This is a genomic window from Allobosea sp., from assembly GCF_036675845.1.
Lineage (GTDB): Bacteria > Pseudomonadota > Alphaproteobacteria > Rhizobiales > Beijerinckiaceae > Allobosea.
Genome location: NZ_JAKFED010000052.1, coordinates 95,347 through 116,366 on the forward strand (window position 1 = coordinate 95,347; position 21,020 = coordinate 116,366).

Below are 21,020 nucleotides of genomic sequence, written 5' to 3' on the forward strand. Positions count from 1 at the left end.
TTGCGCCGTCACCGTCATTGTGCAGTCACCCTTGGATCGAAGATCGGATAGCAGAGGTCGACGACGAGGTTGACCAGCACATAGGTGAAGGCGACGAAGAGCATGCAGCCCTGGATCACCGGGTAGTCGCGGGCGAAGATCGCGTCGACCAGCAGGCGGCCCAATCCTGGGATGGTGAAGACCGTCTCGACCACCGCGATGCCGCCGAGCAGGTTGCCGAGCACGAGGCCGATCAGCGTCCAGGTCGGCCCGAAGGCGTTCTTGAAGGCGTGGTTCCAGAGCACGGAACCTTCCGACAGGCCCTTGGCGCGGGCATGGGTGATGTAGTCGAGCCGCAGCACCTCGAGCGTCGAGGCGCGGGCCATGCGCAGGATCACGCCGATCTCGTGCAGGAACAGCGTCAGGATCGGCATGACCAGGTAGAGGATGCCGCGCCAGGGATCCTCGGTGATCGAGACATAGCCGACGACCGGCAGCCATTCGAGCTTCAGCCCGAAGAAGAGCAGCAGCAGCAAGCCGAGCCAGAAGGTCGGCACCGAGAGCAGCAGCGTCGCCATCGCGACCAGCGAGAGGTCGAGCGACGAATCCTGCCGCCAGGCGGCGAGCACGCCTGCCGGCACCGCGACGAGGCTCGCCAGCGCGACCGCGACGAGCACGATCTCGGCGCTGACCCAGAAGCGTGAGAGGATCAGCGGCAGCACCGCCTGCTGCGAGTTGATCGAGAAGCCGAGATCGCCGTTCAGCAGGTTGCCGAACCAGATGCCGAACTGCACCGGCAAGGCCTGGTCGAGGCCGAGCCTGGTGCGCAGATCGGCGATCGAGGCCGGCGTCGCGAGATCGCCGAGCATCAGCGAGGCCGGATCGCCCGGGATCAGGCGGATCAGGATGAAGACCGCGACCGAGACGATCAGCAGCGTCGGCAGGGCCATCAGGATGCGCGTCAGCGCGAAGCGCAGCATCGGTGTCCTCCGGTGCGAGCGGCGTTCGGCGTCAGTCCGCCAGCGTCACTTCCCACATGCGCAGCTTCGACTGCCAGGGCTTGAAGCCCTGGACGCGCTTGGCATGGGCGATGACGTCGAGCCCGTTGAAGACGAAGATCAGCGGCACCTCGTCGATGACGCGCTGGTGCAACTGGTTGACGAGCTTCTGCCGCTCGGCCCGGTCGGAGGTGAGGAACAGCCTGTCGATCAGCTTCTGCGCCTCGGGATTGTCCCAGACCTTGCGCGGCTGCTTGTCCTTCGGCCCGGAGAACTGCTCGAAGGCGATGGCCGGGTCGAAGCGGGCCGAGAAGGAGAAGGACTGCATCTGGAAGTTGCCCTTGTTGAAGCGGTCGAGCTGGGTCGCCCAGTCGAGCACCTCGATCTCGGCATTGACGCCAACGGACTGCAGCATCTGCTGGGCTACTACCGCCGCCGGGAAGCTCGGCACGGTCGGGCGCTTATTGGCGAGGATCACGATCTTCTCGCCCTTGTAGCCGGCCTCCTGCAGCAGCTTCCTGGCGCGGGCCGGATCGTAGGCATGGCCCTTCTTCTCGGCCTCGCCGAAATAGCTGGAGGCCGAGTAGATCGGCGACGAGTTCGGCTTGCCGAGATTGTTCGAAGCCGCGGCGACCAGCTCCTCCATGTCGAGCGCGGCGGCGATCGCCTGGCGCAGCTTCTGGTTGCCCATCACCGCATCGCGGGTCTGGATCAGGAAGACATGGCGCACGGCATTGGGCTGGACCGCGACGGCGAGCTTGGGATTCCGGCGCAATTCCTCGACGTCGCTGGGCAGGATCTCGGCCATGTCGAGCGCGCCCGAGAGCAGCCCGGCCTTGACCGTCGCCGGGTCCTTGACGACCAGGAACTTGACCTCCTTCAGCAGCGGGCGCTTGGCGCCGACATAGCCGTCGCGGCTGCCTTCCTTCGGCGATTTGTAGCCGTCGAAGGCGGTCATGGTGAAATATTCGCCGCGCTTCCACTCGCCGAACTTGTAGGGGCCGGTGCCGATCGGCTTGTCCCAGCTTCCGTCGGCCTTGACCGAATCCTTGTGCAGGATCGCGGTCATGGCGCAGTCGGTGCGGGCGAGCGTGTCGAGGAAGAGCGCGTTCGGCTTGTCGATCTTCATCACGAAGGTTCGCGCATCGGGCGCCGTCGCCTCCTCGACCTTGAGGCCGGAGCGGCCGTCGAATTCCGAGGTGCAGCGCCAGTCGGTCTTCGGGTCCATATAGCGGTTCCAGCTCCACAGCACGTCGGTCGAGGAGAGCTCGGCGCCGTTGTGGAACCTGACGCCCTCGCGGAGCGTGAAGGTGTAGGTCCTGCCGTCGGCGGAAAGCTCGACCTTCTCGGCGAGCAGCGGCGTGGCGACGCCGCCCTCGTCATAGCCGACCAGGCCCTCGACGAGCTGGAGCGCGAAATCGTCGGTGTTGTCGTCGCGGTTGACGCCGGGATTGTTGCTGCGGATGTCGGCCGCGACCGCGACGGTGACCGATTGGGCGGCGGCCGGGCTTGCCAGGGCAAGCAGGGCGAAGGCGGAGGCGAGCAGGCGGTTCATATCCGATTCCCCTTGTTTTTATGCGTCTTGCGATCTTTGCCGCGGTCTCAGGCCGCTCTGGCAGCCCCGCTTCGGCGCTTGCCCAGCGCGTCGGCGAAGAAGTCTTCCACGCGCGAAACGGCCTTGAGCCCGTCATGCGGCAGGTTCGGCACGAGGTCGAAGCGGACGCCGATGCCGTGCTCCTCGAAATTGCGTTGCAGGCGCTGCAGCCGCTCGGGGCGGGTCGCGCCGGCATGGTTGGCGTCGGGCATCCAGTTGCGGCCGCCGGGCCTGTGGGTGATCTCCCAGGTCTCGAGATCGGCGGCGCCGACGATCATCTGCACCGGCACCTGGCGCATCGCCTCAATGTCGGGGGCGGTGCCGAAGAGCCCGGCCATGTTGCGGGTGCCGACCCACCAGTCGCGCGTCGGATCGAGCAGGGTGACCGAGCCGGGCGCGCCGATCGAGACCGCCCAGAGCCTCGTCGGCTGCAGCATCAGGAAGCGGTGGGCGAAATGGCCGCCGCCGGAATAGCCGAACAGGGCGAAGCGGTCGAAACGCAGGCCATAGGCCTCGGCGACCTCCTCGACCATGGCGAGCAGGACATGGTCGTAGCGGACCGCGCCCTCGCGCATGTATTTGAAGCCGTCGCGATTGCCGTCGCCCATCACGCCGATCGGGAAGAGCGGGGCGAGGATGACGCAGTTGTTCCAGCGCCCGAAGGCCTCGAAGGCGTCGCGATAGCCGGTGAAGCCGCGGCCGGTGCCGTGCATGGCGACGACGAGCTCGGGCGCGACGCCGCCCTTGCCGAGGTCCTTGGGCACATAGAGGCAATAGCTGAAGCGCGGATCGTGGCGGCAGGCGATGACCGCCGTCGGGCCGAGATCGTAGAGGGCGCGGCCGCGGGCGGTCGCCTCGTCTTCGGGCTGGGCCTGGCTTGCGACGGGGGCAGTCATGCGGCGCCTCTCGATTGGCTGTATAATTGGCGCCAATTATGTTGCATGATACGGGAAGGCCTGCAACCCAGGATTCGCGCACGCTGCCGCCGTTTGTGCGCCGCGCCGAAACTCCGGTTCCCAAGCACGGCCGCGATGCTCTAGAGACCTGTCATGGCCACTCGTCCCCGGATCCGCCAAAGAGCCAAGGGTGCCCTCGCCAGCGAGATCGCCGAGGCGATCCATATGCGCGCCTATCGCCCGGGCGAATGGCTGCGCCAGATCGATCTCGAGCAGGCCTTCAAGGCGACGCGCTTCGATGTCCGCACGGCGCTCGACGAGCTGACCGTGCGCAAGACCATCGAGCATGTGCCCAATCGCGGCTACCGCGTCGCCGAGATCGACATCCGGACCTATCGCGCCATCCGCGACACGCGCGTCATCCTGGAGGCCGCCGCCGCCCGCGAGGTGCCGCCCCGGATGGACGCGGCCGCCCTCGCCCGCCTCGAAGTTTTGGCCCATGAGTTCGGCGAGGCCGTGCGCAGCGGCACCAGGCTGCGCCAGAGCGAGATCAACCGTGCCTTCCACCATCTGATCTACGCCCATTGCGGCAATCCAGTGCTGGAGGAGACGATCTGGGCGCTGCGCGACCGCTCGCGCGGCTCGGCGGTCACGGTCTGGACCTCGCATCAGGCGCTGCTCAACAGCGACCGCGACCACCACGCCATGGTCGCCGCGATCGCGGCCGGCGACGGCGAGCGCCTCGCCGAACTGACCATCGGCCACATCGTCAAGGACATGAGCGAGGTGCCGGCGGCGCTTCAGCCGTCGACGGAGACTTCCCAGAGGCGGGGCAGCGAGGTCAGCGACGAGGTGTAGCCCTTGACGCGCTTGCCATAGGCGCCGCCGACTATGCCGTTATAGAGCATCACCATCGGCACATCGGCGATGAAGCGCTTGTGCAACTCGTCGAAGATCGCCTGGCGCTCGCTCTTGCCGGCGACGACCATCGACTTGTCGAGCAGGGCCTGCACGGCAGGGTCGTCCCAGAGCTTGCGCGGCTGCTTGTCCTTCGGCCCGGTCATCGATTCGAAGGAGAGCGAGGGATCGAGCCGGCCCGAATAGGGGAAGGCCTGGATCTGGTAGTTGCCCTTGCTGTAGCGGTCGAGCTGGGTCGCCCATTCGAGCACCTCGATCTCGACATTGATCCCGGCGGCCTTGAGCATCTGCTGCGAGACGACCGCCGCGTCGAAGCTCTGCGGATAGCGCTTGTTGGCGAGCATCACGATCTTCTCGCCCTTGTAGCCGGCCTCGGCGAGCAGCTTCTTCGCGGCCGCGAGGTCGTAGGGGCGGCCCTGCTTCTGGGCCGGGCCGTAATAGGCCGAGAGCGCCGGCACGATCGACTGGTTCGGCGTGCCGATGCCGTCCGTGACCTGGGCGACGAGCTCGGGCGTGTCGATCGCAGAGGCGATCGCCTGGCGCAGCTTGACGTTGCCGAGCAGCGGATCGCGCGTCTGGATGATCAGCCCGACCAGGCCCATATGGGTGACGACCGAAAGGCCGATCCGCTCGTTCTTCTTCAGCTCCGCGATGTCGGCATTGGCGACGTCGGGGACGATGTCGATGTCGCCGCGCTGCAGCGCCGCCTTGGCGGTGGCGCTGTCGGGGATGATGACGAAGCGGACCTCGTCGACCAGCGGCCGCTTGGCGCCGGTGAGGCCGTCGATTTTGCCCGGCAGGGCGGCATAATCGGCGAAGCGCTCCAGCTGGATGTATTCGCCGCGCTTCCATTCGCCGAGCTTGAATGGGCCGGTGCCGACCGGCTTGTCGAAGCGGCCATCGGGCTTGAGCGAATCCTTGTGCAGGATGCCGGTCATGGCGCAATCGGTGCGGGCGAGCGAGGCCAGGAAGAGCGCGCTCGGCTTGTCGAGCTTGAACACCACGGTGCGGGCGTCGGGCGCCGTGACCTGCTCGACCTTGACCAGGCCGCGACCGTCGAATTCCGAAAGGCAGCGCCAGTCGGTCTTCGGATCCATGTAGCGGTTCCAGCTCCAGACCACGTCGGCGGAGGAGAGCTCGGCGCCATTGTGGAACTTCACGCCCTGGCGCAGCGTGAAGCTGTAGCTCAGCCCGTCATCGGAGATCGCGACCTTCTCGGCCAGCAGGGGCTTGGGCAGCGAATCCTCGCCATAGGCGACGAGCCCTTCGACCATGTGCAGCACGACGCCGTCGGTGTTGTGGTCGCGGTTCACGCCCGGATTGATCGAGCGGATGTCGAAAGGCAGCTGGACGCGCACGCTGCCCGCCGTGGCCGGAACGGCGGCGAGAGCGGCGAGGCCGAGCCCGGCGAGGGCGAGGGAAAGGCGGCGGTGGCGATGCATCGGCAGGTTCCCCTTTTATGATCGGGTGGTCGGTGCGGCCCTATTCGGCCGCTTGCGCGAGCGTCACCGGCTCGTCGCGGAGGCTGTAGCGGGTGAAGGTCCGGTTCAGCGCCGGCAGCGGCGCGACCTCCATCGTGCCCTTGGCCGGCTCCATGATCACCATGGCGACGGTGGCCGAGAGATTGCCGGTATCGTTGAGGCGCGGCGGCCGGCAGACCGAATGCGGCGTCAGGAAATCGTCGAAGAAGGCGTGCTTCAGATCGTCGACGGTGAGCTTGCCGCCGGCCTCGTCGAGCAGCTTCCTCACCCGCCAGTCGCGATAGAAGCTCTCCGGCACGCGCGGAATGCCGGTGTCCCTGATCTTGGTCAGGGCGACCTGGCCGACCCAGTGATTGGCATGCACGATCAGCCCCTCGCTGGGATAGATCGGGAAAGCCTCGTCCGGGGCGCATTCGAAGTCGATGGCGAAGCCGGCGACGGTCGACAGCATCATGTTGTTGGAGCAGGCCTTTGGCGTCGTCGCCACCGCCTTGATCGCGTAGGCGAGATGCTCCTGCTCCAGCACCTTGCGGCGGATCAGCGCCAGCGGCACGCCGGCCTGGGTGAAGTCGCGCTCGGATTCGAGATAATTGGCGGTGATGCAGATGCCGGCCTCGTTCATGCCGCAGCGGGCGAGGCCGCCGGCCTCGACGAAGGTCAGGATGTCGGGCCCGTCCTGCCGGCGCACGCGCAGCACGATCGCGGTCTCGGCGCATTCGGCCTTCCAGTCCCAGTTCTGGCCGTGGATCAGCGCGCCGCTGGCGCTGCGCTCGGGCAGGATCACCGCGCCGGTGCAGCCATCGTCGAGCTCCTCGGTCTCGGCGATCGGGGTGTTCTTCAGCAGTTTCGCCTTGGCGATGACCTCGGTGCGGGCATTGACCATGACGATGTCTTCGAGCGGCACGCCGGCGCCGTCGGCGATGCCGCGCATCTCCTCGATATAATGGGCGCCGAAAGCCTCGATCTCGCAGGCGAATTCGGCGATCAGGGCCGATTTGGCGGCCGCGTCGTAGCCGAGCTCGCCGAGCTGGCCGCCATAAAGCTCGATCGAACGCTTCACCCGCCCGGGGACCGCGGCGCCATGCTGGCGGCCGCGCTCATAGGGCGAGCCGGAGACATCGACGAAGGGGCAGGGCTGGACCATGATCGCGTCTCCACCGCCGGCACTGGCGCGGCGTCACTCATCAAAAGCCTAGAACAGGATTCATGCGAAAACCGGTTCCCACTTTCTCGCATCCTGCTCTAATGTATTTCATCCAAAAATAAGACAAGCAAGAGCTTTTCGATGACGAGCCCGACCAAGCTGCAGCAGGATCTCGCCGAGCGCATTCTCCAGATGGTGAAGGAGGATGGGCTCGGGGCCGGCGCCTGGCTCAGCGAGAACAGCGCGGCGCGCCGCCTCAACGTCTCGCGCACGCCGGTGCGTGCCGCGATCGACCATCTCGCGCGGCAGGGGCTGGTGCGGCGCCATCCCAACAAGGGCGTCGAGCTGCTGAGCGCGCCGGCGGGGATGGCGGGCGGGGCGCTGCCCGACATCGCCGAGCTCGCCATGGTCCGCATCGCCCGCGACCGCGAGAGCGGAAAATTGCCGGACGAGATCTCCGAGCTCGAGCTGATGCGGCGCTACGAGATCGGCCGGCCCGAGCTGCAGCGCCTGCTGGCGCGCCTCGCCGATCTCGACATGATCGAGCGCAAGCCGGGCTATGGCTGGCGTTTCCTGCATGGCCCGCGCGACCTCTCGGCGCATGACGAGCGCTATCGCTTCCGTCTGCTGATCGAGCCGATGGGGCTGCTGGAGCCGGGGTTCGCGCTGGCGCCGGGCTGGATCGAGGAGATGCGGACGCGGCATCGCGAGACGCTGGAGCGGCCCTGGAGGGAGAGCTCCGCCATCGGCTTCTTCGAGATGAACGCCGATTTCCACGAGGGTCTCGCGGCGGCCTCCGGCAACCGCTTCATCCATTCGGCCGTGCGCCGGCAGAACCAGATGCGCCGGCTCTCGAATTACGACTGGACCTTCGGTTTCGAGCGCGTCGTGGTGAACAGCCGCGAGCATCTGCAGATGCTCGATACGCTCGAGGCCGGCGATCGCGAGCTCGCCAGCGCGCTGATGCGCAGCCATCTGCGGCGCGCCATGCAATTGCGCCGGGCCGATGGGCTCGACGGAACGTCGTCGATCGACGCTGTTGCGTTTCAGAATTAAAAAACACACCATGCCTCGATCCCTGTCGAGGAGCCCCCAATGACCGTCCATGCTCGCCCCGAGGTCCGTCTCGCCAATGAGCCGGACGCCTTCTGGATGCCGTTCACGCCGATGCGGGCCTTCCGGCAGGCGCCGCTGCTGTTCGAGCGCGCCGAGCGCATGCATTACTTCACGCCGGACGGGCGGCGCGTGCTCGACGGCATGGCCGGGCTCTGGTGCGTCAATGCCGGGCATGCCCAGCCGGCGATCACCGCGGCGATCCGCGAGGCGGCCGGGCGGCTCGACTTCGTCTCCTCCTTCAAGATGAGCCACCCCGCCGCGCAGAGCTATGCGGCGCGGCTCTGCGATTTCGCGCCGGAGGGGATCGACCACGTCTTCTTCGTCAATTCCGGCTCGGAGGCGGTCGATACGGCGCTGAAGATCGCCCGCGCCTACCACCAGGCCCGCGGCGAGGCGTCCCGCACCAAGCTGATCGGCCGGGCCAAGGGCTATCACGGCATGGGCTGGGGCGGGCTCTCGGTTTCCGGCATCGGCCGGCACAAGGCCGCCTTCGGGCCGCTATTGCCGGATGTCGCGCATCTGCCCTTGCCCTATGACCGCGCCAGCATGGCGTTCTCGCGCGGCCGGCCGGAGGGCGGGCTCGGCGCCACCGAGGCGCTGGAGACGCTTCTCCAGATCCATGATCCAGCGACGGTCGCGGCGGTGATCGTCGAGCCGGTCACCGGTTCGGGCGGAGTCTATCCGCCGCCGAAGGGCTATCTCGAACGCCTGCGGGCGATCTGCGACCGGCACGGCATCCTCCTGATCTTCGACGAGGTCATCACCGGCTTCGGCCGGCTCGGGGCGCCCTTCGCGGCGCAGGCCTATGGCGTCACGCCGGACCTGATGAGCTGCGCCAAGGGCATGACCAATGGCGCCGTGCCGATGGGCGGCGTGCTGGTCGCCGGCCATGTCTTCGATGCCTTCATGGCCGGGCCGCCCGAGGCGATCGAGCTGCTGCACGGCTATACCTATTCGGCGCATCCGCTGGCCTGCGCGGCGGGGCTCGCGACGCTCGACGTCTTCGCCGAGCAGGACCTTCTCGGCGGGCTCGCCAAGGTGCTGCCGCTCTGGGAGGAGCGGGCGCATCGGCTGAAGGGGGCGCCGCATGTCGTCGACATCCGCAGCGCCGGCCTGCTCTGCGCCATCGACCTTGCGCCGCGCCCGGGCGCGGAGGGGGCGCGCGGCGCGGCTTGCGGCAAGTTCTGCCTCGATGACGGCGTGCTGATCCGCAATGCCGGCGACACGCTGGTGCTGTCGCCGCCGCTGGTCATCGCGGCCGAGGAGATCGAGACGATCTTCGCCGCGATCGAGCAGGCGCTGGCGCGGGTGGAGTAGGCTTCAGCCGGCGGCCTCAGGCCCATTCGCCCTTGCGGAAGACCGCGACGCGGCTGCCATCGGGCTTGACGCCGTCGATGTCGACCTCGCCGGAGCCGATCATCCAGTCGATATGGATCAGGCTCTTGTTGCCGCCCTGCGCCGCGATTTGTTCCGGCGTCAGCTTGCTGCCGTCGACGAAGCATTTCGAATAGCACTGGCCGAGCGCGATATGGCAGGAGGCGTTCTCGTCGAAGAGCGTGTTGTAGAACAGGATGCCGCTCTGCGAGATCGGCGAGGAGTGCGGCACCAGCGCCACCTCGCCGAGGCGCCGGGCGCCCTCGTCGGTGTCGAGCACCCGGTTCAGCACCTCTTCGCCGCGCGACGCCTTCGCCTCGACGATGCGGCCTTCCGCGAAGCGCACCTGGATGTCGTCGATCAGCGTGCCCTGATAGGAGAGCGGCTTGGTGCTCGCGACATGGCCCTCGACGCGGCGGGCATGCGGCGTGGTGAAGACCTCCTCGGTCGGGATGTTGGCGTTGCAGATGACGCCGTTCTTCGCGGTCGAGGCGCCGCCCTGCCAATCATGGCCATCGGCGAGGCCGACGGTGAGGTCGGTGCCCGGTCCGGTGAAATGCAGGGCAGAGAAGCGCTGGCCGTTCAGCCATTTCGTGCGCTGGGCGAGCGCGGCATTATGGGCGGCCCAGGCGGCGACGGGGTCGTCGCGGTCGACGCGCGAGGCGGCGAAGATCGCCTCGGCGAGCTTTGCCACGGCGATCTCCTCGGCATCGTCCCTGAAGACCTGCCGCGCCCAGGCGGCGCCGGGATAGGCGACGATGTTCCAGTTGATGTCGAAATTGGCGATCTTCTCCAGCGCCGGCTGATAGGCGATCGAGTTCGCCTTGTTGGCGCGGGCGACCTTGGCCGGATCCTGGCCCGATAGCAGCATCGGGTTGTCGCCGACGATGGCGAGGCGGGCGGTGTTGGCGGCGAAGGCCTTGGCGGCGCCCTCGTGCAGCCAGCCGGCGGCGCGGTCGAAGCTGCCATCCTTGCCGAAGCGGTAGCGCGCCAGGGTCAGCTCCTCATCGGAGAAGATCGGTGTGACCAGGCCGGCGCCGGCCTTGTAGGCGTGCTCGGCGATGCGGCGCACCAGCGGCAGCGCCGCCATCGGCGCGGTCAGGAAGAGGTCCTGCCCCTCCTGCAGATTGAGGCCGACCTTGACGGCGACCTCAGCCAGCCGGCCGAGCTTGACCGGATCGATGGCGGAAACATGCTTGTTCATGAGAGAGCCCGGATCAGATTCGACGTGAGCCGCGCATTGCTGGCGCAAATCGCCGGCAGGTCAACCTTGTCTCCGGTCCTGCCCGTCGATCCTCGTCGTGCAAACAGCCCGTCATTCCGGCCAAGCGAAGCGCAGCGCCGGAATCCATCGTAGAGCGCAGTTCTCTACGATGGATTCCGGATCGGCGCCGCTTCGCGGCTTGTCCGGAATGACGATGGAGTGGTTGCGTGGAGGGGAGCGGTCTTTCCTCAGCGCCGGTCGGGCCGTGTGCGCTTCGCCTTGGCCGGGTCGCTCCTCCAGTCGGCGACCGACATGGTGACGAGGTCGAAATAATCGCGCGTCGTGGCGTAGCCGTGGCCGCCCATGCGGCCGACGGCGTCGAGCGCCGCCGGGTCGACATAGTGCTTTGCGGGATCGACCGTGTCGGCGCGGAAATGGGCGTAGACCACCTCGCCCAGGATGATCTCGCGCGAATTGCCGATGCCGAGCGTGGTGTGATGGCGGCATTCGAAGGCCGCCGGCGCCTGGCCGATCCAGGGGCAGGGCACCTTGGCGCCGGGCATGGCGGTCAGCCCCGCCTCGGCCAGCTCGTCGATGCCGGGCTCGAACGGTACCGCGCAGGCGTTCATGCCGTCGAGCAGGGCGTCGGAGACGATGTTGACGGTGAAGGACAGCGTCTCGCGGATATTGCGCCCGGTGTCCTTCTGGCCGCCGGTCGGGCGGTATTCGACGCCGAGCGCCAGGATCGCCGGGTCGGCCGAGAGGCAGTTGAAGAAGCTGAACGGGGCGGCGTTGACGACGCCGTTCACATCCACCGTCGTCACCAGGGCGATCGGGCGCGGCACCACGGCGCCGATCAGCAGCTTGTAGCGCTCGCGCGGGGTGAGCTGCGAAAAATCGAAGGTGACGATCGGCGCGGGCGCCGCCGGCGGCCGATCCTGCGTCAGTGGCTGCGTCACGGCGGGTTCAGTCCTTCGCTCAGGGCATAGGGCGCGAGCACCTCGTGGATGTCGCGCTCGCCGCGCGGCGTCAGCAGGGCCCGGGTGACGACGGCCTGGAGATGGTGGTCCATCAGATGGGCGGCACGGGCGGCGTCGCCGGCGCGCAGCGCCTCGATCAGTTGCCGGTGCTCGGAGACGGCGCATTCGGAGGAATGCGGCCGGCCGTAGATGGCAAGGATCAGCGAGCAGCGCGAGGAGGCTTCCTGGACATAGCGCAGCAGCAGGGCGTTTCCGGTCATCTCGGCGAGCTTGATGTGGAACTCGCCGGAAAGCCGGATCGATTCCGGCCCGTCCTGGCCATGCGCCTTTTCCTCCTGGCGGACATGGGCCTCGAGCTCGGCTGCCTGTGCGGCGGTGAGCCGTCCGGCCAGGCTCTCGGCGACGAGGCGTTCGAGCCCGCGGCGCACGTCGAAGACGTCGCGCGCCTCCTCCAGCGTCGGATAGGCCACCGAGGCGCCGCGATTGGGCTTGAGCTCGACCAGCCCCTCGATCGCCAGCCGGCCGAAGGCCTCGCGCACCAAAGTGCGGCTGACGCCGAGCTGCTCGCCGATCGAATCCTCCGGCAGCTTCATGCCGGGCTTCAGCGCCTGCTCGATGATGGCGCGCCGAAGCGCCCTGTAGACGGATTGCGCGCGCAATCCCGGAGTTCGCGGCTCGCCCATTCCGGCCTTCCCTCGTCCTGACCTGGCCTTGTCGGGGGCAGTCAATGTCACGGGCGCGGGCTCCGTACCAGTTTCCGCTTGTCATCAATAATCGCATACAATACGATCTCTCAATCGTATGCAAGTTTGAATAGTAATCGTACACGAGATGGCGCGAAAAGCGTCACGACGATCAAAGAGGCGGCACAGACGAACATGGCGGGCCTGCGGGCCGGCCTCTGCAAACGAAATAAAGGGGAGAGCTCGATGAAGAAGGCCTGGATGCTGGCGGCCGTCGCCGCCCTGGCGCTCAACGGCGCTGCTGAAGCCAAGACCCTGAAATGGGGGTCTGCCCGCGAGATCGCCTCGCTCGATCCTTATTCCTATGGCGAGACCTTCACGCTTTCCGTGCTCAACCATGTCTATGAAGGGCTGGTGCGCTATACCGGCGAGCTCAAGATCGAGCCGGCGCTGGCGGAATCCTGGGAGACGGTGTCGCCGACGCTCTGGCGCTTCAAGCTGCGCCAGGGGGTGAAGTTCCATAACGGCAACCCGTTCACCGCCGACGACGTGATCGCCTCGCTGCAACGCGTGACCCACGAGACCTCGCCGCTGAAGGGCAATCTCCCGGCCTATAAGAGCGCGAAGAAGATCGACGACTTCACCATCGAGCTGGAGGTCAACGGCCCCTATCCGCTGCTGCTCAACGACCTGACCAACATCTACATCTTCGACAAGGAGTGGATGGAGGCCAACAACTCGCTGCTGCCGACCGATTCCGGCAAGGGCGTCAAGGGCTATGCCACCGACAATGCCAACGGCACCGGGCCGTTCCAGGTCGAGTCGCGCCGGGCCGATGCGAAGACCGTCTTCGCCAGGAACCCGAGCTGGTGGGACAAGCCCCAGCACAATATCGACAAGATCGAGTTCGCGCCGATCACCTCCTCCTCGACCCGCGTCGCGGCGCTGCTCTCGGGCGAGATCGACTTCACCAATGTCGCTCCCTTGCAGGATCTGCCGCGGCTTGCGGCCTCGCCCGAGGTCAAGGTGCTGCAGACCAATGAGCTGCGCTCGGTGTTCTTCGCCTTCAACCTCAAGGACGCGCTGTTCGAGAGCGATGTGAAGGACAAGAACCCGCTCAAGGACATCCGGGTGCGCGAGGCGCTCTACCGCGCCATCGACATCGAGGCGGTGCAGAAGCGGGCGATGCGCGGGCTCTCGCGCAACACCGGGGCGCTCGTCGCTCCCGCCATTCCCGGCTACGAGCCGTCGCAGGATGCGCGCCTGCCCTTCGATCTCGACGGCGCCAAGAAGCTGCTGGCGGCGGCGGGCTACCCGAACGGCTTCTCCTTCCAGATGAACTGCCAGAGCGACTCGCTCGTCAACGAGGAGGAGTTCTGCCAGGCGGTCGCCTCGATGTGGTCGCGCGCCGGCCTGAAGCCCAATCTCACCCTCGCGCCGCGCAGCCAGCAGACGCCGAAGCGGGTCAAGGGCGAGTTCGACGTGATCTCCTTCGGCTGGGCCAATGAGCCGATGATCGACGCCTATTCGCTGCTGGTGCAGGTGCTGCGCTCGAAGGGCGGCACCGGCGGCGTGTTCAACTGGGGCGATTGGGGCGATCCGCGCATCGACGCGCTCGTCGACAAGGCCGGCGTCGAGCTCGACAACGAGAAGCGCATCCCGCTGATGATGGAGGCGCTGAAGATCGCCAAGGCCGAGCACCTGTTCATCCCGCTGCACCAGCAGCCCATGGCCTGGGCGATGCGCAATACGGTGGCCTCGACGGTGCAGGCCTCGGACAACAAGCCGCGGCTCTGGCTGACCAGGATGAAGTGAACGATCCAGGCGTCATGGCCGGGCTTGACCCGGCCATCTCGGAAACCAGCGCCCTCTCGTCCTGAGATTCCCGGGTCTGCGCTTCGCTGCGCCCGGGAATGACGGCGGGGAGACAGGAGCACCGATGCCGGCCTTCCTCTTCAAGCGCCTCGTCAACGCGGCCGGCGTCATGCTCGCGGTGGCGTTCCTCGCCTTCCTGATCTTCCGCTTCGTCGGCGATCCGGTCGAGCTGATGCTGAACGAGCAGGCGAGCCAGGCGCAGCGCGACGAATTGCGCCTCCGGCTCGGGCTCGACAAGGGCTTCGTCCTTCAATTCCTGACCTTCGTCGGCAACGCGCTGCGCGGCGATTTCGGCATCTCCTACCGCAACCAGCAGGAGGTGTTCACGCTGATCGCCGAGCGCTTCCCGGCGACCTTCGAGCTGGTGCTGGTCGCGACCTTCCTGTCGCTGGCGGTCGGCATCCCGCTCGGCGTCTACACCGCGATCAGGCGCGAGAGCCTGCTCGCGCGGGCGCTGGAGTTCGTCTCGGTGCTCGGCGTCTCGCTGCCGAGCTTCGCGCTCGGCATCCTGTTCATCCTGATCTTCTCGGTGACGCTGCAATGGCTGCCGGCCTTCGGCCGCGGCGAGGTCGTGCAGATCGGCTGGTGGAGCACCGGGCTGCTCACCGCGTCCGGCCGCAAGGCGCTGATCCTGCCCGGCATCACGCTCTCGCTCTTCCAGATCACGCTGGTGATGCGGCTGGTGCGGGCCGAGATGCTGGAGACGATGCGGACCGATTTCATCCGCTTCGCCCGGGCGCGCGGCCTGCCCTCGCGCAGCGTCCATTTCCGCCACGCGCTGCGCAACTGCCTGATGCCGGTGATCACGGTGACCGGCCTGCAGATCGGCAATCTGATCGCCTTCGCGCTGGTCACCGAGACGGTGTTCCAGTGGCCGGGCATGGGCCTGCTCTTCGTCCAGGCGGTGACCTTCGTCGATATCCCGGTGATGGCGGCCTATCTGATCGTCGTCTCCTTCATCTTCGTCTCGCTCAATACGCTGGTCGACCTGACCTATGCCTGGGTCGATCCGCGGCTGCGCGAGGATTCGATCGCGGGAGCCGCCAATGCCCGCTGAGAGCCTCGCCCGGCCCACCCTTCTCCGCCGCTTCCTCGACAGCGATATCGGCTGGAGCTTCCGCAAGACGCCGGCCGCCTGGCTCTCGGCGCTGGTGCTGGCGCTGCTCTTCGCCAGCGCCTTCCTGGCACCGCTGATCGCCCCGCAGAACCCGCACGACCTCGCCCAGGTCTTCATCGACAAGGCCGAGATCCCGCCGATCTGGAACAAGGACGGCGAATGGCCCTTCCTGCTCGGCACCGATCCGCAGGGGCGCGACGTGCTCTCCGCCATTCTCTACGGCACCCGCGTCTCGCTGATCATCGGGCTCGCCGCCGTGCTGGTCTCGATGGGCATCGGCGTCACCGTCGGGCTCGTCGCCGGTTTCTATGGCGGGCGCATCGACAACCTCCTGATGCGGCTCGGCGATACGGTGCTGTCGATCCCGACGCTGCTGATGGCGATCCTGGTCTCGGCGATCTTCCGCGAATTGCTGCCGCCCGGCCTGCGCGAACCCTTCGCCGCCGTGGTGCTGGTCGTCTCGATCGCGCTGACCAACTGGGTGCTCTATGCCCGCACCGTCCGCGCCTCGACCATGGTCGAGCGGCGCAAGGAGTATGTGCTGGCGGCCCGCATCATCAAGGTGCCGGCGGCGCGGATCATGCGCCGGCATATCCTGCCCAACACGCTGACGCCGGTGCTGGTCGCAGCCACCCTCAATCTCGGCCTCGCCATCCTCTCGGAGGCGACCCTGTCCTTCCTCGGCGTCGGCATGCCGATCACCCAGCCCTCGCTCGGCACGCTGATCCGGATCGGCAACCAGTATCTGTTTTCCGGCTCCTGGTGGCTCGTCGTCTTCCCCTCGCTCCAGCTCGGGCTGATCGTGCTCTCGGTCAACCTGCTCGGCGACTGGCTGCGCGACGCGCTGAACCCGAAGCTCAGGTGATGGAGAGCATGGGCACTGCCCGTCATTGCGAGCGCAGCGAAGCAATCCAGGGGGACGTCGAGCGCTGCCGCTCTGGATTGCTTCGCTGCGCTCGCAATGACGGCGAATGAAACGGCCTAACGACAAGAGGAAACGCCTGCGATGACCGTCTCCCTGCTGCTGCGCAATGTCCGGCCCTATGCCGGCCCCGCCACCGACCTGCTGATCGAGAACGGCAAGATCACGCAGGTCGGGGCAAACCTGACAGCTCCGGCCGGCGTTGCGGTCGAGGACGGCAAGGGCGAGATCGTCATCCCCGGCCTGGTCGAGGCCCATACCCATCTCGACAAGAGCCTGTGGGGCCAGCCCTGGTACAAGAACGAGGTCGGCCCGAAGCTGCTCGACAAGATCGACAATGAGCGCCTGAGCAAGAAACGGCTCGACATCGACCCGGCCCGGCAATCGGCGCGCCAGAGCATCCAGTCCTCGCTGATGGGCACGACCCATATCCGCAGCCATGTCGACGTCGACACCGAGCACGGCATGTGGGGCGTCGAGGGCGTGATGCAGACCCGCGACGAATACCGCGACATCGTCGACATCGAGCTCGTCGCCTTCCCGCAATCGGGCCTGCTGCGCCGGCCGGGCACGCTCGAGCTGATGGAACAGGCGATGGCCGCCGGTTGCGAGGTCGTCGGGGGGCTCGATCCCTGCACCATCGACCGCGACCCGAAGGGACATCTCGATGCGGTGTTCGCGCTCTGCCAGCGCCATGGCAAGCCGCTCGACATCCATTTGCACGAGCCCGGCGAGGTCGGCGCCTTCTCGATGGACATGATCATCGAGCGGACGCGGGCGCTCGGCATGAACGGCAAGGTCACGGTCAGCCATGCCTTCTGCCTCGGCACGCCCGACCCCGCCCTGATCGACCCGCTGATCGAGCAGCTCGCCGAGCTCGACATCGCGATCATGACGACCGCGCCGGCGAGCCGCCCGGCGCCGCCGGTGAAGAAGCTGCTGCAGGCCGGCGTGCGCGTCTGCTCGGGCTCCGACGGCATCCGCGACACCTGGGGCCCCTATGGCAATGCCGACATGCTGGAGCGGGCGATGTTCGTCGGCCTGCGCAATAATTTCCGGCGCGACGACGAGCTCCGGCTCGGCCTCGACGTCTGCACGACGGAGGGCGCCAGGGTGATGGAGATCGCAGGTTACGGGCTGTCGGAAGGCAGCAATGCCGATCTCGTCATCCTGCCGGGCGAGACGCTGGCCGAGGCGATCGTGACTCGCTCGCCGAAGCGGCGCGTCGTCAAGCGCGGCAGGATCGTCGCCCGGGACGGCGTCTCGGTCAGGACCGCGCCGTGACCTTGCAAGCTGCTCCGCGCCCGCAGGGCCGTATCCTGCTGACGGCGCGCTGGCTCGTCGGCCACCGCGACGGCCGGCACCGGCTCTACGAGAACGGCGAGATCGTCTTCGAGGATGGCGAGGTGATCTTCACCGGGCACCGCTTCCCGGGCGAGGTGGCGCGGCGGATCGACCATGGCAATGCACTGATCGGGCCGGGCTTCGTCGATCTCGATGCGCTCTCCGACCTCGACACCACGATCCTTGCTTACGACAACCAGCCGGCCTGGAAGAAGGGCCGGGTCTGGCCGCGCAGCTATATCGAGGCCGGTCCCTACGAGATGTATTCGCGCGAGGAGCTCGCCTTCCAGAAGCAGCACGCCTTCGCGACGCTGATCCGCAACGGCATCACCACGGCGCTGCCGATCGCCTCGCTGTTCTACCGGGCCTGGGGCGAGACGCCGGAGGAGTTCGAGGATGCGGCCGAAACGGCCGCGGCGCTGGGCCTGCGCGCCTATCTCGGCCCGGCCTATCGCACCGGCAACCAGCTGGTCGAGGCCGATGGTCGCATCGTCACCCATTACGACGAGGCGCGCGGGCTGGCCGAGCTCGACGGTGCGGTCGAGTTCTGCCGGCGCCATGAGGGCCAGGCCGGCGGGCTGATCCGGACGATGCTGGCGCCGGACCGGATCGAGACCTCGACGCCTGAGCTTCTGCGCCGCACGGCGGCGGCCGGGCGCGAGCTTAACGTGCCGGTGCGCCTGCATTGCTGCCAGTCGAAGATCGAATACGATCTGGTGCTGGGCCAGCACGGCCTGAGCCCGCCGGAATGGCTGCAGAGCCTCGGCTTCCTCAACGAGCGCTGCCTCTTGCCGCACGGAACTTTCGTCTCCGGCAGCCGGCATATCGGGCGGCCGGGGCGCGACCTCGAGATCATCCGCGATGCCGGGGCGGCGATCGTGCACTGCCCGCTGGTCTCCGGCCGGCACGGCAACGCGATCGACCATTTCGGCCGTTATCGCGAGATGGGCCTCAAGCTCGGCATGGGCACCGACACCAGCCCGCCCGACATGGTGATGAACCTGCAGCTCGGGATGATCCTCGCGCGGACCATGGCCGGCAGCGCCGGCGCCGTCCGCAGCGAGGATTATTACGATGCGGCGACGGTCGGCGGGGCCGACGCGCTCGGCCGGCCCGATCTCGGCCGGCTCCAGCCCGGTGCCCGCGCCGACATCACCGTCTTCGACCTCGATCGGCCGCATCTCGGCCAGGTCATCGACCCGATCCAGACCATGCTGCTTTCCGGCCATGGCCGCGATTTTGCGAGCGTGATCATCGACGGGCGTTTCGTGATGGAGGAGCGCGTCATTCCCGGCATCGACGAGGCGGCGGACAAGCGCCGGGCGCAGGCGCAGTTCGAGGGGCTGATGGCGCGCTATCCTGAGCGCACCCATGGCCACCCCCCGGCGAGCGAGATCTTCTCGTCGAGCTACAGGATCGAGCGACGGGAGGACGCGGCATGAACGCGCAGCCGGCGCTGCTTTCGGTTCAGGACCTGCGCATCGTCTTCGACGGGCGGCGCGGGCCGCTGACGGCGCTCGACGGCATCTCCTTCGAGATCGCGCCGGGCGAGATTTTGGGCGTGGTCGGCGAATCCGGGGCCGGCAAGTCGCTGACCGGCACCGCCGTGATCGGCCTGCTCGACCCGCCGGGAAGGCTGGCCGGCGGCGAGATCCGTCTCTCCGGCCAGCGCATCGACAACCTGCCGGCGGAAGCGATGCGCAAATTGCGCGGCCGCCGCATCGGCGCGATCTTCCAGGACCCGCTGACCTCGCTGCACCCGCTGCTGACGGTCGGCGAGCAACTGGTCGAGACCATCACGACGCATCTGCCGGTCGGCCAGGCGGAGGCGCGCCGGCGCGCGCTCGACCTTTTGAAGGAGGTCGGCATCCCGGCGGCCGAAAGCCGGATCGACCATTATCCCCACCAGTTCTCCGGCGGCATGCGCCAGCGCGTGGTGATCGCGCTCGCGCTTTGTGCCGAGCCCGAGCTGATCATCGCCGACGAGCCGACGACGGCGCTCGACGTCTCGATCCAGGCGCAGATCACCACCCTGCTCAAGCGGCTCTGCCGCGAGCACGGCACGGCGATCATGCTGGTGACGCACGACATGGGCGTGATCGCCGAGACGGCCGACCGGGTCGCGGTGATGTATGCCGGGCGCGTCGTCGAGATCGGCCCGGTCGAGGAGGTGACGCGCCGGCCGCGCCATCCCTACACCGCCGGGCTGATGGCCTCGATCCCGAGCGTCCATCGCCGCAACACCCATCTCGCCCAGATCGACGGTTCGATGCCGCGGCTGAACGCGATCCCGCCGGGCTGCGCCTTCAATCCGCGCTGCGGCCTCGCCACCGATTTCTGCCGCGAGCACCGGCCGGGCCTGCCGGTTTCCGGCCACGCCGTCGCCTGCCATTTCCCGTTGCGGGAGGCCGCGCATGGCTGAAGCGCAGACCATCCTCGAGGTCGCTGCCGCCTCCTGCCGCTTCGACGTTTCGGCGCCGGCCCTGTCGCGACTGTTCTCGCATGAGCCGCGCCGCATCCTGCGCGCCGTCGAGAACGTCTCCTTCAGCGTCGTGCGCGGCACCACTTTCAGCATCGTCGGCGAATCCGGCTGCGGAAAGTCGACGCTGGCCCGCATGGTCGTCGGCCTGCAGCGGCCGACCGAGGGCATGCTGCAGTTCCGCGAGATCCAGCGGGCGGACGGCAGCATCGGGCCGCCGCGGGTGCAGATGATCTTCCAGGACCCTTATGCCTCGCTCAATCCGCGCTGGCGCGTCGGCGACATCGTCGCCGAGCCGATCCGCGAGCTGAAGCTGCGCAGGGACGAAGCCGAGACCGCGAGCCGCGTCGGCGACCTGCTCGAGATCGTCGGCCTCTCGCGCTCGGATGCGAGCCGCTTCCCGCACGAGTTCTCCGGCGGCCAGCGCCAGCGCATCTCGATCGCCCGCGCGCTCGCCACCGAGGCCGACTTCCTGGTCTGCGACGAGCCGACCTCGGCGCTCGACGTCTCGGTCCAGGCGCAGATTCTCAATTTGATGGTCAAGCTGCAGAAGGAGTTCGGGCTGACCTATCTGTTCATCAGCCATAATCTCTCGGTGGTCCGGCACATGTCGGACCAGCTCGCCATCATGTATCTCGGCCGCTTCGTCGAGAGCGGCCCGGCCGAGGAGGTCTTCGCCCGGCCGCGCCACCCCTATACGCGGCTCCTGCTGGACACGATCCCGGACGTCGAGAAGCCGAACCGGCAGCGCCGGCCGATGTCGGGCGAGGTGCCGAGCCCGATCGCGCCGCCGCCGGGCTGCGCCTTCCATCCGCGCTGCGCGATTGCCGTGGAGCGCTGCCGCAGCGAGCGGCCGGAACTGCGCAGCGAAGGCGCCCTCCAGCTCGCCTGCCATCTCGCCTGAGCGGCGCGGTGC

At 67.7% G+C, this 21,020-nt stretch carries 18 protein-coding genes; 10 read left to right on the top strand and 8 right to left on the bottom strand.

Annotated features, from left to right (window positions below):
• Window positions 1–14: 14 nt before the first annotated feature.
• Genes V6M56_RS05595 through V6M56_RS05605 form a run of 3 tightly spaced genes read right to left on the bottom strand, consistent with a single transcriptional unit; the run spans window position 15 to window position 3,467 of the window.
• Entirely contained in the window at window positions 15–959 is a 945-nt protein-coding gene (locus tag V6M56_RS05595) for an ABC transporter permease (RefSeq protein WP_332681961.1), read from the bottom strand.
• 31 nt (window positions 960–990) lie between these two features.
• Window positions 991–2,532 (bottom strand): ABC transporter substrate-binding protein, encoded by a 1,542-nt coding sequence (locus V6M56_RS05600; protein ID WP_332681963.1) that lies wholly within the window; start codon window positions 2,530–2,532, stop codon window positions 991–993.
• Window positions 2,533–2,579: 47 nt separating this feature from the next.
• Window positions 2,580–3,467: an alpha/beta hydrolase family protein gene (locus tag V6M56_RS05605; RefSeq protein ID WP_332681964.1), complete on the bottom strand. Its 888-nt coding sequence runs from the start codon at window positions 3,465–3,467 to the stop codon at window positions 2,580–2,582.
• A 153-nt stretch (window positions 3,468–3,620) separates the two neighbouring features.
• Here V6M56_RS05605 and V6M56_RS05610 point away from each other — a divergent pair, with 153 nt between their 5' ends.
• Window positions 3,621–4,325, top strand: a complete 705-nt coding sequence (locus V6M56_RS05610; RefSeq protein ID WP_332681966.1) for a GntR family transcriptional regulator — start codon at window positions 3,621–3,623, stop codon at window positions 4,323–4,325.
• Here the strand turns inward: V6M56_RS05610 and V6M56_RS05615 are convergent.
• Together V6M56_RS05615 and V6M56_RS05620 are read right to left on the bottom strand one after the other, a co-directional pair.
• Window positions 4,268–5,827 (bottom strand): ABC transporter substrate-binding protein, encoded by a 1,560-nt coding sequence (locus V6M56_RS05615; RefSeq protein WP_332681968.1) that lies wholly within the window; start codon window positions 5,825–5,827, stop codon window positions 4,268–4,270. The two genes, V6M56_RS05610 and V6M56_RS05615, sit on opposite strands and share 58 nt — an antisense overlap.
• A gap of 40 nt (window positions 5,828–5,867) precedes the next feature.
• A complete protein-coding gene (locus tag V6M56_RS05620) occupies window positions 5,868–7,010 on the bottom strand; it encodes a C45 family peptidase (RefSeq protein WP_332681970.1) in 1,143 nt (380 codons plus the stop codon).
• 141 nt (window positions 7,011–7,151) lie between these two features.
• Between V6M56_RS05620 and V6M56_RS05625 the strand changes: the two genes are divergently transcribed.
• Window positions 7,152–8,066: a GntR family transcriptional regulator gene (locus tag V6M56_RS05625; protein ID WP_332681971.1), complete on the top strand. Its 915-nt coding sequence runs from the start codon at window positions 7,152–7,154 to the stop codon at window positions 8,064–8,066.
• Between the two features lie 39 nt (window positions 8,067–8,105).
• Complete coding sequence (gene aptA, locus V6M56_RS05630) at window positions 8,106–9,443, top strand: omega-aminotransferase AptA (protein WP_332681974.1); 1,338 nt, start codon at window positions 8,106–8,108, stop codon at window positions 9,441–9,443.
• A gap of 16 nt (window positions 9,444–9,459) precedes the next feature.
• Here aptA and V6M56_RS05635 read toward each other — a convergent pair whose 3' ends face one another.
• The 3 genes from V6M56_RS05635 to V6M56_RS05645 all read right to left on the bottom strand — a co-directional run bounded on the left by V6M56_RS05635 (window position 9,460) and on the right by V6M56_RS05645 (window position 12,367).
• On the bottom strand, window positions 9,460–10,704 hold the full coding sequence (locus V6M56_RS05635) for an aminopeptidase (RefSeq protein ID WP_332681976.1): 1,245 nt from the start codon (window positions 10,702–10,704) through the stop codon (window positions 9,460–9,462).
• A gap of 248 nt (window positions 10,705–10,952) precedes the next feature.
• On the bottom strand, window positions 10,953–11,663 hold the full coding sequence (locus V6M56_RS05640) for a flavin reductase family protein (RefSeq protein WP_332681978.1): 711 nt from the start codon (window positions 11,661–11,663) through the stop codon (window positions 10,953–10,955).
• Entirely contained in the window at window positions 11,660–12,367 is a 708-nt protein-coding gene (locus V6M56_RS05645) for a GntR family transcriptional regulator (RefSeq protein WP_442881088.1), read from the bottom strand. The genes V6M56_RS05640 and V6M56_RS05645 overlap by 4 nt, the downstream gene beginning before the upstream one ends.
• A gap of 246 nt (window positions 12,368–12,613) precedes the next feature.
• Here V6M56_RS05645 and V6M56_RS05650 point away from each other — a divergent pair, with 246 nt between their 5' ends.
• The 7 genes from V6M56_RS05650 (at window position 12,614) to V6M56_RS05680 (ending at window position 21,008) form a co-directional block, all read left to right on the top strand.
• Window positions 12,614–14,182: an ABC transporter substrate-binding protein gene (locus V6M56_RS05650; protein ID WP_332681981.1), complete on the top strand. Its 1,569-nt coding sequence runs from the start codon at window positions 12,614–12,616 to the stop codon at window positions 14,180–14,182.
• 124 nt (window positions 14,183–14,306) lie between these two features.
• Window positions 14,307–15,299 carry an ABC transporter permease gene (locus V6M56_RS05655; protein ID WP_332681982.1) on the top strand — a complete coding sequence of 331 codons (993 nt, stop codon included), beginning with the start codon at window positions 14,307–14,309 and terminating at the stop codon, window positions 15,297–15,299.
• Window positions 15,289–16,224: an ABC transporter permease gene (locus tag V6M56_RS05660; protein ID WP_332681984.1), complete on the top strand. Its 936-nt coding sequence runs from the start codon at window positions 15,289–15,291 to the stop codon at window positions 16,222–16,224. Before V6M56_RS05655 ends, V6M56_RS05660 begins: the two co-directional genes overlap by 11 nt.
• Before the next feature lie 141 nt (window positions 16,225–16,365).
• A complete protein-coding gene (locus tag V6M56_RS05665; RefSeq protein WP_332681986.1) occupies window positions 16,366–17,565 on the top strand; it encodes an amidohydrolase family protein in 1,200 nt (399 codons plus the stop codon).
• Complete coding sequence (locus V6M56_RS05670) at window positions 17,562–19,067, top strand: amidohydrolase family protein (RefSeq protein ID WP_332681988.1); 1,506 nt, start codon at window positions 17,562–17,564, stop codon at window positions 19,065–19,067. Before V6M56_RS05665 ends, V6M56_RS05670 begins: the two co-directional genes overlap by 4 nt.
• A complete protein-coding gene (locus V6M56_RS05675) occupies window positions 19,064–20,047 on the top strand; it encodes an ABC transporter ATP-binding protein (RefSeq protein ID WP_332681990.1) in 984 nt (327 codons plus the stop codon). The genes V6M56_RS05670 and V6M56_RS05675 overlap by 4 nt, the downstream gene beginning before the upstream one ends.
• Entirely contained in the window at window positions 20,040–21,008 is a 969-nt protein-coding gene (locus V6M56_RS05680; RefSeq protein ID WP_332681992.1) for an ABC transporter ATP-binding protein, read from the top strand. Before V6M56_RS05675 ends, V6M56_RS05680 begins: the two co-directional genes overlap by 8 nt.
• Window positions 21,009–21,020: the final 12 nt, after the last annotated feature.

Excerpts from the sequence above, each read along its gene's own strand:
- V6M56_RS05595 (WP_332681961.1), bottom strand. The coding sequence starts at position 959 with ATGCTGCGCTTCGCGCTGACGCGCATCCTGATGGCCCTGCCGACGCTG.
- V6M56_RS05600 (WP_332681963.1), bottom strand. The coding sequence starts at position 2,532 with ATGAACCGCCTGCTCGCCTCCGCCTTCGCCCTGCTTGCCCTGGCAAGC.
- V6M56_RS05605 (WP_332681964.1), bottom strand. The coding sequence starts at position 3,467 with ATGACTGCCCCCGTCGCAAGCCAGGCCCAGCCCGAAGACGAGGCGACC.
- V6M56_RS05610 (WP_332681966.1), top strand. The coding sequence starts at position 3,621 with ATGGCCACTCGTCCCCGGATCCGCCAAAGAGCCAAGGGTGCCCTCGCC.
- V6M56_RS05615 (WP_332681968.1), bottom strand. The coding sequence starts at position 5,827 with ATGCATCGCCACCGCCGCCTTTCCCTCGCCCTCGCCGGGCTCGGCCTC.
- V6M56_RS05620 (WP_332681970.1), bottom strand. The coding sequence starts at position 7,010 with ATGGTCCAGCCCTGCCCCTTCGTCGATGTCTCCGGCTCGCCCTATGAG.
- V6M56_RS05625 (WP_332681971.1), top strand. The coding sequence starts at position 7,152 with ATGACGAGCCCGACCAAGCTGCAGCAGGATCTCGCCGAGCGCATTCTC.
- aptA (WP_332681974.1), top strand. The coding sequence starts at position 8,106 with ATGACCGTCCATGCTCGCCCCGAGGTCCGTCTCGCCAATGAGCCGGAC.
- V6M56_RS05635 (WP_332681976.1), bottom strand. The coding sequence starts at position 10,704 with ATGAACAAGCATGTTTCCGCCATCGATCCGGTCAAGCTCGGCCGGCTG.
- V6M56_RS05645 (WP_442881088.1), bottom strand. The coding sequence starts at position 12,367 with ATGGGCGAGCCGCGAACTCCGGGATTGCGCGCGCAATCCGTCTACAGG.
- V6M56_RS05650 (WP_332681981.1), top strand. The coding sequence starts at position 12,614 with ATGAAGAAGGCCTGGATGCTGGCGGCCGTCGCCGCCCTGGCGCTCAAC.
- V6M56_RS05655 (WP_332681982.1), top strand. The coding sequence starts at position 14,307 with ATGCCGGCCTTCCTCTTCAAGCGCCTCGTCAACGCGGCCGGCGTCATG.
- V6M56_RS05660 (WP_332681984.1), top strand. The coding sequence starts at position 15,289 with ATGCCCGCTGAGAGCCTCGCCCGGCCCACCCTTCTCCGCCGCTTCCTC.
- V6M56_RS05665 (WP_332681986.1), top strand. The coding sequence starts at position 16,366 with ATGACCGTCTCCCTGCTGCTGCGCAATGTCCGGCCCTATGCCGGCCCC.
- V6M56_RS05675 (WP_332681990.1), top strand. The coding sequence starts at position 19,064 with ATGAACGCGCAGCCGGCGCTGCTTTCGGTTCAGGACCTGCGCATCGTC.
- V6M56_RS05680 (WP_332681992.1), top strand. The coding sequence starts at position 20,040 with ATGGCTGAAGCGCAGACCATCCTCGAGGTCGCTGCCGCCTCCTGCCGC.